Here is a 16857-nt window from a genome sequence, read left to right as displayed (position 1 = left end):
TCCTTGCGACTGAAGCGGCTAACGTGTCAGCCCAGTTTTAGCCAAATCTCGCGATTTTGCACCGCTGTAGCTTATAGCTTAAAGCGTGAAATCTCCTTGTTCAGCTCTTGTGCCATCGCATGCAGTGATTTCGCCTGCTGCACGGATTGCTGAGCTTCTTCGGCTAACTGGTCGCTCACTTCACGCACGGATTCAGTATTCACATTGATATCCGCCGTCACTAACGATTGCTCTTCCGCCGCTGAAGCGATTTGCGTCGCCATATCGCTGATCTGCTGAATCGCTTCACTGATCGCTTGCAAGCTTGCTCCGGTTTGGTTGACATCCGCGACACTGGTTTCCACCAACTTATGGCTTTCGGTCATTACCGATACCGCAGTGGTAGTGACTTTCTGCAAACCAGCAATCTTAGTCTGGATCTCTTCCGTCGATGCGTGGGTGCGCTGTGACAGCACACGAACTTCATCCGCGACCACCGCAAAACCGCGTCCTTGCTCACCAGCACGCGCCGCTTCAATCGCGGCGTTCAATGCCAGCAAGTTGGTCTGCTCGGCAATACCACGAATGGTCGACAAAATCGTCGAAATTTCATTGGCATGCACTTCAAGCTCGCTGATGATGCGCACCGCACCAGTTAACTCTTGGGCAAGCTGGTCAATCGACTGTTTACTTTGTTGCATTTGCGCAAAGCCATCTTCGCCCAATTGCACCGATTGAGTGGCGTTCTTCGCGGTATTTTCGGCATTGCTGGCGATCTCAGCTGTCGCCGACGCCATTTCCGTCACCGCTGTCGCGACCATAGTGATTTCATCTTGCTGGGTGCGAATGCGTTTGCTGGCTTGAGTCGCCGAGGCGGCCGCGTGGTCAGCCCCTTGAGTCAGCGCCACCGACACTTCACGCACATTTTTCACCATTTGATGCAAGCGATCGACGAACTTGTTGAACTTATCCGCCAGCAAACCGACTTCATCTTGGCTGCGAACATCCAAACGACGAGTCAAATCGCCATCCCCTTCGGCGATATCTGCCAGAGCATTAGCGATATTACCGAGCTCATTAAGCTGACGAGCCACAAACCAAGACGTAAGCAGTGCCATCACAAGCAAGATACCCACTCCAATCCCGACCTGCACCATCAACATGTCATTGAGCGGCTTTTCAAGTACTGCCTTATCCATCACCATGACCAGTAACCAGTCAGTATGCTCTACCGCTTGTGCCATCAGTACACTATCACGTCCATTGATGCGCAAATTGAACGGGGTATGTTGCTGCGCTGCTCGATTTAATTGAGTCAGCGTCAAATCTACCGCAATCTCTTCCGTCGGTTTTAGGATCAAATCTTGAGTTGGATGAGCAACGATTTTGCCTTGTTGGTTCACCAGAATCGCGTAACCTTTTCCTGGCACTTCAATCGCTAGCACATCTTTAATCAGCTTATCTAACGCTAGGTTGGAGGCGGCCACCCCAATCAATTGACCTTGATAGCGAACAGGCTCCGCCAAGGTCACAACTAAGGTTTGCATGGTGACACTTACGTAAGGCTCGGTCGTGATCGGTTTGCCAGCTGCTTTTGCTTCTTTATACCAACCTCGGACTCGAGGATCATAATCTGCGGTATTGAGTGACGGATCTTGACGGAACATTTCGCCCTGCTCATTACCGTAGTAACTCAATCCAAAAGAGCCAGACTGCAGTGTCTGTCTTAAATGAGGGACTAACTCTAACTGCGGATTGCGTTCAATTTCTTCACGTAGCCCTTTAAGCGCGAGCTGCTTGCCCAAAAACCAGTCACCAATCCCTTTGGCATGCGCTTGTAAAGTGTTGCGACTTTCACTTTCAATCGCCCGCCAACTGTCCTTTTCAAAGGTCTGATACCCTGCGGCGACTAACGCCGCCGCCGTCACGGCAATCGCCACGACCACAGAGAAAACCATTTTTCTCTTTAAACTCAATCTCATGAACAACACTCCATTCATATCAAATTGCACTGATATGGGAGCAAGTTATCGAAATGACGAAGAATTACCTTGCGAAAACTCCCACAATCGTAATGAGTGATAACAAGGAATGACTAAAGTGTGAGCTTCTGTCCATAATGGTGCACAAAAGCCACTAGCTGGCCCCATCAGTAAGCATTGGACTTAAAGGAAAGTAGAAACAAAGCGTTGCCATGCATTCCCATCCAATATCATGAATATGCCGCGGTTGAGATGCCATATGCCGATACAATTTGAAGTGGCCGGTAGGCAGCCAGCGAGTGAAAGGTGACGCTAAAACCGATTTGCACAGCCGCAGGCTCGTCTTAGGAGAGCCCAATCATGACGCGGAAATCATGCGCTTGCGAATAAATCACGCTGCGCCGCTCGCTCATTCTGCTGGTTACAGACTCGGCAGAAATAGCGTTGCTCCATCCGATAATAGTGTTGGCCTTGCATCAGCATGGTGAGAAATTGTTGGAAACCTTGCCAGCCTTCAGGTTGTGACTGCACACGTTTCATCACCATTTTGTGTGCGGTGTGTTTACCACAACTACGACAATACGCTTTAGGCATGACGGAGATCTCCTATCCGATTGGTCACTATTGACAGTTGACGCATTTTGCAGCGATAGGTTCCGTAGACATAATTTGTTGTGCAAATTTCGTGACCTATATTTGAAAATTACTCAATAATGCCCAGACAGAGCAAAAAGAAAGCCTCGCAAAGCGAGGCTTGTTCCGTAGAGTAAAATGCACTTATTCCAGTTCAATCAACTGCTTTTTGAAGGTGGCGTGTTGCGCTTTTACCTTCTCATCCGGTTCACCGGTGAGCAGGCTGACCACAACAATCGACAGGGTTGAAAGGATAATTCCCGGTACGATTTCGTACACATCAAACCAACCGCCAGACAGTTGTTTCCAAACCACAATCGTCACACCACCGACAATGATCCCCGATAGCGCACCATGACGGTTCATACGCGGCCAGTACAGGCTCAAGACCAGAGCAGGACCAAACGCCGCACCAAAGCCAGCCCAAGCGTAGGACACCAAACCCAGCACTGAGCTATCTGGCGTCATCGCCAAAAACAGGGCAATCAGCGAGATCAAAATCACCGCGATGCGACCAACGCGGACAATGTCTTCGGAGCTGGCATCGGTTTTGAACACTTGCTTGTAGAAATCTTCCGCGAGTGCCGATGAAGAGACCAGCAGCTGCGAATCCGCAGTACTCATGATTGCCGCCAAAATGGCGGCCAGCAAAATACCGGCGATGACTGGGTGGAACAGCGAGTTCACTAATAGCATGAAGATTTTTTCGCCATCATCCAGACCAATCGTGCCTGATTGAGTAACGAAAATCAGACCCGTTAAACCGACCAGAATCGCGCCAGCCATTGAAAGCCCAGTCCACACTACTGCGATACGGCGCGCCGTGGTCAGATCTTTATTGGAACGTGAGGCTTTGAAACGCGCCAGAATGTGCGGCTGACCAAAATAGCCCAAGCCCCACGCCACCAGCGAGATAATCGCAATCGCCGACAGAGGTTCGCCTTTCGCGTCATTCCACAAGGTCAGCAGTTCAGGGTTAATCGCCGCCAAATCGTGATTAAGCTGAGTAAAGCCACCATTCATTGCCGCAATCGGCACGATCATCAGTGCCGCTGCCATGAGCAAGCCTTGCACCAAGTCCGTCCAAGAGACCGCTAAGAAGCCACCAAACAGGGTGTACGACACCACACAAACCGTACCTATGATCACCGCGGTGGAGTAATCCAAGCCGAATACGGTTTCAAACAGTTTACCGCCTGCCACCAAACCCGAACTGGTATAGAAGAGGAAGAACAGCAGAATAAAAAACGCAGAAATGGTCTGGATGAGTTTTGAGTTATCGTTAAAACGGCGTGACAAAAACTCAGGTAAAGTCAGAGAGTCCGTGGTGATGCTGTAGGTGCGCAGACGCTTAGCATTCACTAACCAGTTAGCCCAAGTACCGACGAGCAAGCCGCCAGCCAACCAGAATGATTCAATGCCGGCGGCATACGCGTAACCCGGCAGACCGAGCAGTAACCAGCCACTCATGTCGGATGCGCCAGCAGAGAGTGCTGCCGGCCATGGCCCTAATGAACGACCACCCAGAAAGTAATCGGTTGAGTTTTTCGTTCGCTGATAAGCGTAAACCCCAATCGCCAACATCAAAATGAGGTAGACGATAAAGGTGGTTGTAATAGCGAAGCTATTTTCCATTGTGTTTTGTCCTCTTTTTCAAGATCGCCTTTCATGCCCCCTCTTATCCAAAGGGGGCAAACGCAGAAAGGACTAATGAGTATCCACACCTAGCTCCAAGAGCGTCGCGTTTCCACCCACTGCTGTTATATTTATTGTGCGTGTGCGCTCGGTAATAAAGCGCAGTGATAAATGTGGATCATGTGCCACCGGCAAGGTAAGCAGATCCGTTTCTGAAACGAGACTGACAATCGCGCCTGTACGTTTCGCGAGCTGACGGTTGATCGTAGCCTCAACCGACGGGGTTCCGACATATCCAACGCATCTCACGTCTGATTCGATCAGTTGGTGATACGCATCGAAAGAAGCAAACTGCAACAAATTTGCCGGAAGGGATGACTGCTGGTAAGCAGCCACTAACGCAGAACTCAACTCTTTATCGTCACTGCAAAAAACGACACTGTTCCCTGCTACAAGTGCAGCAGTCAGTTGAGCCACTACGGCTTGTTTGGCTTGAATACCGTTATCCTCTTGGATGATCAGGGCAACACCACGCCCTGCGGTATAAAGCTCATTGGTTTCTCCGGTAGGCCCAATCAGTTGGTGCGTATGCGCCAACAAAGTCGATGCCTGTTGAAGGTGGTAGGAAATCACTTTTGCCACACCGGGCATGCTGTTTTCCAATAAAGATTTCAACGCGAGTAAACACTCACATTTCGAGTCAAAGTCGGTCAGATTCCAATTTTCCCAAGCAGAAAAGGCGTCTGAAAAACGGGTTACTTGATGCACCATGATACGTCTCCTTGCTGTGGGTTATTGGTATTGCACTTGAGTAAAGCGGTAAAGATAGTGAGGCCCGCCCGCTTTCGGTCCCGTGCCTGACAAACCTTGTCCGCCAAACGGTTGTACCCCTACCACAGCCCCGACTTGATCGCGGTTGATGTAGCAGTTACCCACCCGAGCATGCTTTTCAATCCAGCGATACGTGGTTTCGTTACGGCTATGAATGCCCATGGTTAAACCAAAACCAGTTTGGTTAATTTTGTCGACGATCTGCGCCAGTTCGCGCGCTTTAAACCGCACTATGTGCAAGATCGGGCCAAACTGCTCTTCACTCAGCGCGGCAATGTCATCAATTTCAAAAGCGGTTGGCGCAACAAAATCACCATGCTGGCAAGCTTCACTCAAAGTAAGCTGAGCGATTTTCTTCTGGGTTTGGCTCATGTGTTCAATGTGCGCCAACAGTTTCTGTTTGGCTTTTTCATCAATCACTGGACCGACATCGGTTTGATGCAGATGTGGCACACCGACTTTCAGCTCTTGCATCGCGCCCTGAATCAAAGTGATCACGCGATCGGCAATATCCTGCTGTACAAACAGCACTCGCAGTGCCGAACAGCGTTGGCCAGCAGAAGCAAAAGCGGAACGCAGCACATCACGCACTACTTGCTCAGGCAATGCGGTACTGTCGACAATCATGGCGTTTTGGCCGCCAGTTTCTGCAATAAATGGCACCGGAGCCGCTTCACGTTGCGCTAACGTTTGGTTAATGCGCTGCGCCGTGGCGGTCGAGCCAGTAAACGCCACACCCGCGATGGCCGGATGAGAAGTGAGTGCACTACCAATGTCTGTACCGCGCCCCGGTAGAAGCTGGATAGTTCCAGCAGGGAAACCCGCTTCTTGCATCAGCTCAACCGCGCGATACGCAATTAAACTGGTTTGCTCGGCAGGTTTGGCAATCACGGTATTTCCTGCCACCAAGGCAGCACTAATTTGGCCAAGGAAAATCGCCAGCGGGAAGTTCCATGGGCTAATACACACAAACACTCCGCGACCTTGGCGGCTGACACGACGGGTTGAACCATCAAAGCTTTCGACACTGAACTCGCCCAACACATCGACTTGCTTGGCGTAGTAACGGCAGAAATCGACCGCTTCACGCACTTCATCAATGCTGTCGTGGATGGTTTTGCCCGCCTCTTGATGACACAAAGCCACCAACTCAGGCATATGCAGCTCAAGCAGATCCGCCAGCGCATCTAATTTACTCGCACGCGCCTTGCCATCGAGCGCATTCCAAGTTGCAAAAGCTTGTTGAGCAGAGTCGATCGCAGCGGAAACATGATCAAGGTTAGCGTGAAACACCTGACCGACTTGAATACGGCGATCGTAAGGCGCAGTGACGGGCTCTGCACTGTGATCTGCTTTGGTCATGCTTTCATAATATGAGTGTCCGCCAATGATCGGTGCCGCTTGCCACGTCTTATCTAACCAAGCGTGGATCTTGGCTTCAAACGGCTTCGCTTCACTCTCAATATCGATATTGATCCCCAATGAGTTTTTGCGCTCGGCAAAAATCTCCGTTGGCAGTGGGATCTTACGGTTATTTAAGGTTTCAAACGCGAGCAGCATATCGACTGGATGCTGAGTCAACGCACCCACAGGACAGCGCGAGTCCACCAAGCGATGTACGAACGAACTGTTTGCGCCATTTTCCAGTAATCGACGCACCAGATAGGGCAGCAGATCTTTATGGCTACCCACCGGAGCATAAATCCTTACCGACTGCTGATAAACGGCTTTCGCATGGTGATAAAGCGCATCCCCCATGCCATGCAGGCGCTGGAATTCAAAATCTTTGTGCTGCGCCATCACCGCAATCGCGGTAACGGTTTGCGCGTTATGGCTTGCAAACTGTGGGAACAGATTGCCGCGTACCGATTCGCTCAGTAGGAAACGAGCACAAGCGAGATAAGAAACATCGGTCGCTTCTTTGCGCGTATAAACCGGATAGCCAGTAAAACCGCGTTGCTGCGACATCTTGATTTCGCTGTCCCAATACGCACCTTTGACTAAACGCACAGGAATGAGATCGCCCTGCTCTTTCGCGAGAGCCGTCAGCCAAACCAATACTGGCAACGCACGTTTGGAGTAGGCTTGAACCACCAAACCAAACTTACCCCAACCACGCAGCGTGTCGCTGCGATAGAGCTTTTCAAACAGATGCAGTGACAGCTCCAAACGATCCGCTTCTTCGGCATCAATCGTGATGGCGACATCCCGCTCTTTCGCGCGCTCAAGCAGTTGAATAAGTGTGCTGTACAGCTCGGTCATCACGCGATCGGCATTCGCCACTTGGTAGCGAGGATGCAAAGCCGAAAGTTTGATCGAGACCGACGGCGCAGGGCTGGTTTCCAGACCATATTTATCGCGGCCTACCGCTTCAATCGCCATCAAGTAATCTTTGAAATACTTGTGCGCATCGGCGGAAGTCAGCGCCGCTTCACCCAACATATCAAACGAATAGGTATACCCCTTATCGCGCATCGGGCGACCATTTTTCTGCGCTTCTTCAATGGTGCGTCCAAGCACAAATTGATGGCCCATGATCTTCATGGCTTGATGCATGGCTTTGCGGATCACAGGTTCCGTCAGCTTATTGACTAAACGATTCACCGCTTGCACTGGGCTTGCGGTATCTCCATCAGCAAGGCCAATCACTTTACCTGTCAGCATCAAGCCCCAAGTTGAAGCATTCACGAACACCGAATCTGAATTTTTCAGGTGGGATTTCCAATCCGCAACACCCAAGCGGTCTTTAATAAACGCGTCAGCCGTTTCTGCATCAGGAATACGCATTAACGCTTCCGCCAAACACATCAGCAAAATACCTTCTTGGGTATCCAAGCTGTATTCCAAAAGCAGTGCATCAATCATCTGCACCGCTTTTTTATCGCTGCGGATCGCTTCAATTAAGCGCGTGGTTTTCTCCGCCATTGCTACTTTTTCAGCATGGCTTGGCGTTGCGAGAGGCAATAATTGGGTCAGCCATTGGGATTCGTCCACCATATACAGTGGCGAGATCAGCGACCATAGTTTATCTAGCGGCTGCTCGATAAACGCTGCGTTCAACACATCGGTTGCTGTAAACATGTGGTTTCCTTCATCTCATACCTGACAGATTGAGTCAGGTTTCCTGCAATGGCTGGCAGTGTATTTTGAGCGTGAGAAGAAAACTTGTCAAAAAGTCCTAGTATTTTGTCAATAACTCTGAGTTTTAACAAAACAAAAACAAGATCACACCAATTCAAGCAAGTTTCATCGCCAATTATTTTGCAATTGTTGCAACTCAACAACGACAAAAAGTGAGCCACTCTACATCAATAAGCAGGCAGATGCGTAGTCACTAGGGTTTTGTCATCAAGAGATAAAAGGCTTGAGGATTGAGTCTTAGCGAGCTCAATAAACGAGGAATTCAAGGATCACTCAAGATTAAAGCGAAGAAGAAAAGCGCCGCTTATATTGCGAAGGTGAAATACCATGTAACCGAGAAAAAGTATGCGTGAACGTACTTTGATTGGAAAAACCCGTCAGCTCCGCAATCTGACCCAAATTAAGTCGACCTTGCTCAATCAACTTCTTCGCCATATCGACGCGTTTGTTCAACACATATTGATGTGGGGTCAGCCCCATTTGCTCTTTGAACAAGGCATGAAATTGGCTTTCACTTAAGAACACGCTTCCTGCCAGTTGTGCAACGGAAATACGATGTGCTAAGTGCTGCTCGATATAACGATCCACCAGTTCCATATCAAAACGAGATTCTTTATGGACGCTGGCCAGCGCGCTGACATGACGCTGCAAAAGAGCGACCACCGTATCGTTACAAGCTCGGCCAAGCAGCAGATCATCAGGGCTGGCTTGCATCTCCTGCACCAACATTTGAATCAAGCGTTGGATCTGACCATCCAGTTGAAAATAAACGTCACCGACCGCGAGTTCATTGAGTTTGCGCAGTAGTAGCGGATCATCGTCACTCGGCACTGGCATATTGAGCACCAGAATATCCGATTGCCCCACAACACCACCAAATGCATGATCCGAACCGGATGTCACCACACACCCTTGCCCAGGTCCAACAATATTCCCCATACCACGGACTTCAAATTCAGCTTGCCCTTTCAAACCAATCACAATTTGCGTGTAACTATGATCATGGCAAGCCATATGTGAAGGCAAAGTGATCAGTTCTGCCGGTTTAGGCGCCAAAACTTTGGCAATTGAAGAAGCGTTGCCAACATCTGTTGCATGCGATTGATCCATTTCAACCTCATCAGGTGGGATTTGCGCGGCCATGGTATCTCAAATTGCTTCAAAACGAAATCACTCCCATTTAGAGGCATCGATAATCAATTACTTACATATCAATAAAAATCTTGGCTGCAATTGGGTTCAATTCTCATCTCGGAACAATGATCAAGTGCACATAAATTACGGTCAATGTGTACTCAATTTAAAAAACGTTAAAGTAGATCGGAAAACTCAGCTTGCATATTTCTCGAATCTGCTCAAAATGAAAATGCTTAGATCTAAAGTTCAAAAAATCAGTCACCTAGTAAATGGATTTATGATGATTTTTGTCTAGGCGGAATAATATTTGCATTAATAATACAGCTAGCTACATAAAGCTGCCAAAAGTTTGTCTTTCCCACTTTATTGTGGTTAAACGTAAATGTGTTGCAGGGACCTATGATTAGACGTCGCATCCCAGCGCTATTGCTTGCGCTATCCCCTATATGGGTATCAGCATCGATACATGCAGAAGAGGTCACTCAAATTGACCCCGTTGTAGCTATTGATGAGAAACTGAGTAACAAACAAAATGAAGTCAACGCGATCCTCACCGACTATGAGGTGGAGAGCAGTAAATTACAGCAGCTTGAAAGTGAAGGCCTCCGATTAAAACGTGAAGGCGAAGAGTTAACCGTCAAACTCAATAGGGCAAAGTCAGAACTGGACAAACAATATACTCGTCTTCTTGAAGATCCGAACACTGACCTTGTCTCTTTCCAAAAGCGCTACCAAGAAACATGGGGGGCGTTAAAGGAAAATCAATCACATAAGTTAGATAATCAACAAGCTGTCAGTGAAATTGAAATGCGCCTGTCGCAAATCAAACAAAGACAAGCACGTTTGAATACCGAGCTTAGCAATTTAGAAGAAGCGAAAATTGCAGCACGCGTAAAACGATTGACAGCAGAATTGCGTGAAAGTGATGTACTGGAAACAAGTTTTAAAACGACTTGTTCGACCAATATGACTTTGGGTGAGTGCGCAAATCAAGGCCAATATTTGACCAAACAAAAAGCGGTCAAAGAATTTCGAGACAAGCTAGTTAATGATTTAACCGAAGCCGCTATTGCAAAGCAGAACATCAAAGATGTTGAATTCAATATTCATGTACAAAACAGTCAAATGATCCGCTCTGGATTTGAAGGTAACAGCGAATACTTCACTCAAATGCAAACAGAGTTACAAGCAAAACCCGAAGCAACAGCGGCTTGTAAACTTCTCAACGTAGAAGCTCGCTACTGCCTAAGAGGTGAGCCAGAACGTTCAGTCACCAATACGAAAAAACAAGATAAAGAGTGGGCTAACGTTACAGTTCGCTCTGACCAATACAACGATTCGGTAACGATTAATGGCGTAAACTATGGCAGCACACCAATACAGTTGGTGTTGCCAGTCGGAAATCATAAAGTCACCGTATCGAAAGAGGGTTATGAAACCTATAACAATGTGATTACTATTAACGGTAATGACACACTATGGGTTAAACTCAGGCCACATAAAGACAGTTAGCGACACAAAAAATTACTGATTTTTTTGTCGGAATTCACAAACCTGTCGATAAAACGCCATTTTGTAACTAAGTGATTGAAAGATGACTTCTGACAAAATGGCGTTTTCGTTTAGAATGTTCATAACTTAGACTTATTTTCTTAACTTGAAGTAGACCACCATGCGACAAGGGATTCCCGCTCTATTAATAGCACTTTCGCCTTGCTTGGTAGCAGCACCAGTGCTCACAGAAGAAACGGCTTCTTCTGTGCTTGCTATTGATGATGAACTATTTAGCAAACACACCGAATTGCAAAAAGCGATCGATGACACTCAGCTTCAAAAAACAGCGGTTGATAACCAACGATCTGAATTGAATCGTCTGGCACAGCAAGCGAAAAATTTAGATGCTGCGCTAACCACAGCCAAGGCTGCCCTTGAGCGCGATTATCAAAAAATGATCGATGATCCTGAATTGGATCTTCAACCATCGCAAAATGCTTACCAAGCTGCGTGGGCTGAGGTCAAACAAAATCAAGTTGCTCGACTTGAAGCAGAACAGAAATTACAAGAATTACAAACAGTTCTTGCACAGTACCAAATCCAACAGCAAACGGTAGAACATAGCATCACTTTACTCCAACAAAACAAAATTCGCGCTCGGGTGGATAGGCTGCGCGAAGAATTGCGCCGTGTTGGAGAACAAAAAGTCAGTTTTACCAATCTGTGTAATGCAGATATGACTTTTGGTCAATGTAGCAAGCAAACCAATGAGCTCGCACTGCAAAAGGCCGTCAGTCAATTCCAGCAATGGCTCATTGATGAAAGTAGTGAAGTAAAGGCTATAAGAGCACAAATAAGCAGTGTGTCTTTGAATATTCACGTTCTTAAACATGAAATTGTTGAATCAGGCTTTTATGATGGCATGCGTTTTAGAAGTATAGTCAGTGCCCATCTTGAAGCTCGCCCAGCTGAAAATGCACCTTGTAAATTACTTAATATTGACGCCCAATTCTGTATGGCTCCAGGCCAGAGTGATACGACACAACAGCAAGAAATGGCATGGATTAACCTGTCACTGCGTTCCAATCAACACGGTGATAGAGTTACTATCGATGGTGTTAATTACGGAACAACTCCCGTAGAGGTCATGCTTCCTGTTGGTAAGCATCTGGTTAAGATAGAAAAAGACGGTTTCAGAACTTTCCAGCAAGAAATTAATTTCACTTCAGATCAAACCTTACGGGTGACTTTGCATGAAAATAATGCAACACCTAAAATTGAACCTAAAACAGCGACACCGACAACAGCCCACACTCAGGTACCAGCCAAGCCTAAAGTGAGTGTTAATAGTCCAAGCCTGATCACCGTTCTTCCTGGACAATATTTGCTAGGTGAACATGCCGCTAAACCATATAACCTTGATCATGCTTTCGCACTGAGTGCAACATTAGTTACGGTAGATCAATTCCAGACATTCGTGAATCAAACGAAATACAAAACGGATGCAGAATTAAAAAATTTATGCACAACGATCAAAGATTCAGAGATCACACCAATTTCAGACAGTAATTGGCGCAATCCTGGCTTTACACAGAGTAAAAACTCTCCAGTGGTGTGTATAAGTCAAAATGATGCAAAATCTTACTTACGCTGGCTATCAAAACAAACTGGACTCAAATATCGCTTACCGACGGAAGAGGAATGGGAAATTGCCGCACGCGCTGGCAGTAAAACAGATTACTGGTGGGGCAACCATTTTGGTGCCGGTAAGGCAAATACCGGATGGGCTGGCACATTATGGTCAAACAAAAGCACTTCTCCCGTTAAAGCCTTTTCTCCTAATTCTTTAGGCTTCTATGACATGGTTGGTAACGTTTGGGAATGGACTAATGACTCACGTGGGTTAGTCAAAGGTGGAGCATGGAGTTTTTCTCCCGAAATGGCTAAAGCTCACAGCCAATTGTTTGTAGGACCAACTACAGCAGCAAATTACGTTGGTTTCCGTATCCTGCGTGAACTCAAGTAATTTTTAGCCAAACAGGGGGGATTTCCCCCCTTTTTCATTTGTACCTCGTTCGGTAAAGTACAAATCAGAGCATGAGTTGCATGACTGATGCTTGGTATCAATATGATACCTCTGTGTGTTCAGCAGACCCTCGCTGGATTCATGGAACCTCTTCTACACGTCGACAAGATATGTTTCTTGTATTTATGCCAGCCCGTCTTCAGGCTGGCTTTTTTTCATCCAAACAGTCTCCAAATAGGCAAGATAAGCTTACAATCGGAAATGCTCTTGGTATCATATTGCCGCATTTCCAGCGGAGGATATCGCGTGCCTAACCATCTGACATTAGAGCAGATTTCTTTATTCAAACAATTACCCGGTTATTGGGGATGCAAGGACCTAAACTCGGTATTTGTGTATGCCAATCAAGCCTACGGCGAATTGATCGGCTTAAAGCGCGCTGAAGATTGCATTGGGCGCACCGATTTTGAAATGCCTAGCCCAACAGCAGCTTGTGCATCCGAATTTCAACAACAAGATCGCTATGTGATTGAGACGGGGTATTCCGTCAAGGTACTTGATATTCATCCCTACCCCGATGGCCACTGGCATGCGCATATTTTTACCAAAACGCCTTGGCGTGATAGCCAAGGTAAGATCCAAGGCACCATTTTTTTCGGGCAGGATTTAACCGACACTGCGATTCTTGAAGTTGGTCATTGGGTCTGCCGAGCAACCGGGTTATCCACCTCCACCACGTTTAAATCGGTCGCCGATCGCGATACCTTGAAACTGACCGCGCGTGAATCTGAAGTCCTATTTCTGCTCTTGTATGGTAAAAAGCCGCAACACATTGCACGAGTAATGGGGATTTCGATTAAAACGGTGGAAGGGTATGAGGCCAAACTACGCAGTAAATTTGGGGCATTGAGCAAAGACCAATTGATTGATCTTGCTTTAGATCGGGGATTCGGATCAGTCATCCCGAAAACCTTGCTTAGAAAACAACTTTCCGTTGTGCTGAGCGATCACACGATCCCCAAAAAAGTTGACGTTGTCGCACAGTAAGCAACAACGTCAAGCTGATTGATTGGGCTTATGGCGCCAGTCTATCGACTGTCCAATTGTCATCTTGCCGCGAATACAAGAAGCGATCATGCAGACGATGTTCACCACCCTGCCAAAACTCCAGACTCTCCGGTCTGATGCGGTAACCGCCCCAGAAGCTAGGCACAGGAATTTCACCGTTTGCAAACTTCTGCTTAAGCTCAAGATACTTGCCTTCCAATACTCCACGAGCAGAGATTCGGCTACTTTGGTGGCTAGCGATTGCTGCTATCTGGCTCTCTTTCGGGCGCGACATGAAATACTTCATGTTTTCCATGGCGGTCAGTTTTTCCGCCACACCTGTGATGTGCACTTGACGTTCTAGCGGATGCCAAGGGAAATGAAGGCTAATTTTGTTATTGTGCGCAATATGCTGCGCTTTGCGGCTGCCCAAGTTGGTATAAAACACAAAACCGGCATCATCGACATTTTTCAGTAGCACGATACGCTGAAAGGGTTGCCCGTGTTCATCTACCGTCGCAACCGTCATCGCGGTTGGGTCGGACAAGTTGGCGTCAATTGCTTGCTGCAACCAAAGATTGAACTGGTCAATTGGGTTGGCCTGCAAATCTTTTCTTCTTAGACCACCATGAATGTATTCGCGGCGAATATCTGAAAGATCCATTTCTGCTCCTCACTGATTTTTGCCCGATTGTGCGCCTATCCCGCTGATAACTCAAGCGAGCAAAGTGATGCCAAGGCCGACAAAATAAGATCACAAATTCTAAAAATTAAGTAATTTATTAAAATGCTGAATAGGCCTTTCGCCGCAGATAGCATATCCTTAACAATTATTGGCCCACGTAATAAAATCAACCAACTACCAATGGTGTGAACAGGAACCACTCATGAGCAATCGCAGTTATAACAAGCTCACCGTCGAAGAATTAGACTATGTGGACGATAAAACCGCCGCACTGCTACTTAATACGCCGCATAGCGCACGAATCATTCTCTGGGTCATGGTGGCATTTTTTATTCTAGCGATTGCTTGGGCGTCATGGGCAGAAATCGATAAAGTCACGGTCGGCCAAGGTAAAGTGGTTCCCTCCTCACAAGTGCAAGTGATCCAAAACTTGGAAGGGGGACTGGTCAAGCAGATCCTTGTCCGTGAAGGTGAGCAAGTCCAAAAAAGCCAACAGCTTATTTTGATCGACGACACACGCTTTCGCTCAGATTTCCGCGAGCGAGAGCAACAAGTTGCAAACTTAACCGCCAGTGTTCTACAACTTTCTGCTTCCATTTCAAGCGTCATTATCAATGAGAATTTTGAAGAGAAGAACTGGGCAAATAGCGTACAACTTGATTACAGCAAGCTTGCTTTCCCTCCCGTATTGAGTGATAACCAGCCAGATTTAGTTGAACGCCAACGAAATCAATATCGCCAAGATCTCGATAACCTGCGCAACCAATTGTCCGTTCTCTCTCAACAAATCAAGCAGAAACAGCAAGATTTGATTGAAGCCGAAGCGCGAATCATCAACCTTCGCCAAAGTTATGATTACGCAAAAAAAGAACTCGACATCACGGAGCCTCTCGCCAACGAAGGCGTAGTCCCAAGAATTGAACTGCTGAAACTACAGCGCCAGTTGAATGATACTCGCCGAGAGTTAACCTCCACTGAACTAAAAATTCCCGTACTCAAATCCGCGGTACGTGAAGCGATGCTCAGTCGAATTAATGCCGCGCAAAAATTCCGAACTGAACAGCAAGATAAACTCAACCAAGCGCAAGATAAGCTCTCATCCCTCACTGAATCGGCGGTCGGCCTTGAGGATAAAGTGAACCGAACGGTGGTGGTTTCCCCCGTAACAGGTACTGTAAAAACCCTTTATGTGAACACGGTAGGTGGGGTGATTCAACCGGGAATGAACATCATTGAAATCGTACCGACTGAAGATACTCTGTTGGTCGAGGCTCAAATTGCGCCGCAAGACATCGCTTTTCTGCGCCCAGAGCTGCCGGCTATTGTGAAGTTTAGTGCTTATGATTTCACGCGCTATGGTGGCTTAGAAGGCACGCTCGAACACATCAGTGCTGACACCACACAGGATGAGGAAGGCAATAGCTTCTATTTGGTTCGCGTACGTACTAAAGACACCAGTCTCGGTCATGATCAAAATTTGCCGATCATTCCGGGAATGACCGCTTCTGTCGACATTATTACTGGTAAAAGAACAGTGTTGGATTATCTGCTGAAACCGATTTTAAGTGCGCAAAGCAATGCGCTGAGGGAATAGCCCGCCCTATGAAACGTTGGATTGTGCTGTCTCTGGCCATCTGTGCCTCCTCACTCTCGCTAGCGCTCACAAGCAAAGAGCAACAGTGGGTGGATGCGGTGAAGGCAACGTATGGCCAGCGAGCAGGCAAACGCGTCGAAACATGGCGTCGCAAGATGGCAGAGCTATCCTCTGCCTCAGAGCAAGAACAATTAAAAGAAGTGAATGCCTTTTTTAATCAGCTCAACTTTGTCAACGACATTCACTTATGGGGGGTGAAAGACTACTGGGCGACCCCATTAGAATTTCTCGGTAGCAATGCTGGCGATTGCGAAGACTTCACAATTGCGAAGTATTTCTCGCTGTTAGAACTCGGAGTACCAGATAAAAAACTCCGTCTCGTGTATGTTAAAGCCATTGAATTAAATCAATTTCATATGGTGTTGGCGTATTACTCCACTCCGAGTTCCGAGCCGGTGATTTTAGATAATCTCAACCCACAAATTAAACCTGCGTCCACTCGCAAAGATTTACTCCCTATCTACAGCTTTAACGGTAAAAATTTGTGGTTAATGAAATCGAATAACGGTCAATTGGCTGGGGACTCTTCGAGACTCAGTTTGTGGAATGATTTAAGAGCACGAGAGCGCTCACTGAAATTAAATAAACCTCTAGTTAGCTATGATGAGTAGGC

The 16857-nt window shown here is 47.2% G+C and carries 12 protein-coding genes; 5 read left to right on the top strand and 7 right to left on the bottom strand.

Annotation, left to right across the window (positions count from 1 at the left end):
• Positions 1-71 precede the first annotated feature (71 nt).
• From R4537_RS00185 to R4537_RS00160, 6 genes are all read right to left on the bottom strand, one after another.
• A complete protein-coding gene (locus tag R4537_RS00185; protein WP_032472047.1) occupies positions 72-1961 on the bottom strand; it encodes a methyl-accepting chemotaxis protein in 1890 nt (629 codons plus the stop codon).
• Positions 1962-2333: 372 nt separating this feature from the next.
• Positions 2334-2555: a hypothetical protein gene (locus tag R4537_RS00180; protein ID WP_071178925.1), complete on the bottom strand. Its 222-nt coding sequence runs from the start codon at positions 2553-2555 to the stop codon at positions 2334-2336.
• A 183-nt stretch (positions 2556-2738) separates the two neighbouring features.
• Positions 2739-4229, bottom strand: coding sequence for a sodium/proline symporter PutP (gene putP, locus R4537_RS00175; RefSeq protein WP_071178924.1), 1491 nt, complete (start codon positions 4227-4229; stop codon positions 2739-2741).
• A gap of 72 nt (positions 4230-4301) precedes the next feature.
• Positions 4302-5000, bottom strand: coding sequence for a 1-pyrroline-5-carboxylate dehydrogenase (locus R4537_RS00170; protein WP_000233685.1), 699 nt, complete (start codon positions 4998-5000; stop codon positions 4302-4304).
• A 21-nt stretch (positions 5001-5021) separates the two neighbouring features.
• Positions 5022-8141: a bifunctional proline dehydrogenase/L-glutamate gamma-semialdehyde dehydrogenase PutA gene (gene putA / locus R4537_RS00165; protein WP_071178923.1), complete on the bottom strand. Its 3120-nt coding sequence runs from the start codon at positions 8139-8141 to the stop codon at positions 5022-5024.
• A gap of 339 nt (positions 8142-8480) precedes the next feature.
• Positions 8481-9344 carry an AraC family transcriptional regulator gene (locus R4537_RS00160; RefSeq protein ID WP_071178922.1) on the bottom strand — a complete coding sequence of 288 codons (864 nt, stop codon included), beginning with the start codon at positions 9342-9344 and terminating at the stop codon, positions 8481-8483.
• A gap of 393 nt (positions 9345-9737) precedes the next feature.
• Here R4537_RS00160 and R4537_RS00155 point away from each other — a divergent pair, with 393 nt between their 5' ends.
• The 3 genes from R4537_RS00155 to R4537_RS00145 all read left to right on the top strand — a co-directional run bounded on the left by R4537_RS00155 (position 9738) and on the right by R4537_RS00145 (position 13905).
• On the top strand, positions 9738-10850 hold the full coding sequence (locus R4537_RS00155) for a PEGA domain-containing protein (RefSeq protein ID WP_000621205.1): 1113 nt from the start codon (positions 9738-9740) through the stop codon (positions 10848-10850).
• Between the two features lie 160 nt (positions 10851-11010).
• Entirely contained in the window at positions 11011-12858 is a 1848-nt protein-coding gene (locus R4537_RS00150) for an SUMF1/EgtB/PvdO family nonheme iron enzyme (protein WP_071178920.1), read from the top strand.
• Between the two features lie 306 nt (positions 12859-13164).
• Positions 13165-13905, top strand: coding sequence for a helix-turn-helix transcriptional regulator (locus tag R4537_RS00145; RefSeq protein WP_001132602.1), 741 nt, complete (start codon positions 13165-13167; stop codon positions 13903-13905).
• Positions 13906-13933: 28 nt separating this feature from the next.
• Here R4537_RS00145 and pdxH read toward each other — a convergent pair whose 3' ends face one another.
• Complete coding sequence (gene pdxH, locus R4537_RS00140) at positions 13934-14569, bottom strand: pyridoxamine 5'-phosphate oxidase (protein WP_000365910.1); 636 nt, start codon at positions 14567-14569, stop codon at positions 13934-13936.
• 223 nt (positions 14570-14792) lie between these two features.
• Between pdxH and R4537_RS00135 the strand changes: the two genes are divergently transcribed.
• Positions 14793-16184 (top strand): HlyD family type I secretion periplasmic adaptor subunit, encoded by a 1392-nt coding sequence (locus R4537_RS00135; RefSeq protein ID WP_071178919.1) that lies wholly within the window; start codon positions 14793-14795, stop codon positions 16182-16184.
• Between the two features lie 8 nt (positions 16185-16192).
• Complete coding sequence (locus R4537_RS00130; RefSeq protein ID WP_071178918.1) at positions 16193-16855, top strand: transglutaminase-like cysteine peptidase; 663 nt, start codon at positions 16193-16195, stop codon at positions 16853-16855.
• The last annotated feature ends 2 nt before the right edge of the window (positions 16856-16857 follow it).

It is taken from the genome of Vibrio paracholerae, assembly GCF_037672085.1.
Classification (GTDB): domain Bacteria; phylum Pseudomonadota; class Gammaproteobacteria; order Enterobacterales; family Vibrionaceae; genus Vibrio; species Vibrio cholerae.
Note: the sequence above shows the minus strand (reverse complement) of the source record. Positions and strands in the feature narration are given on the sequence as shown.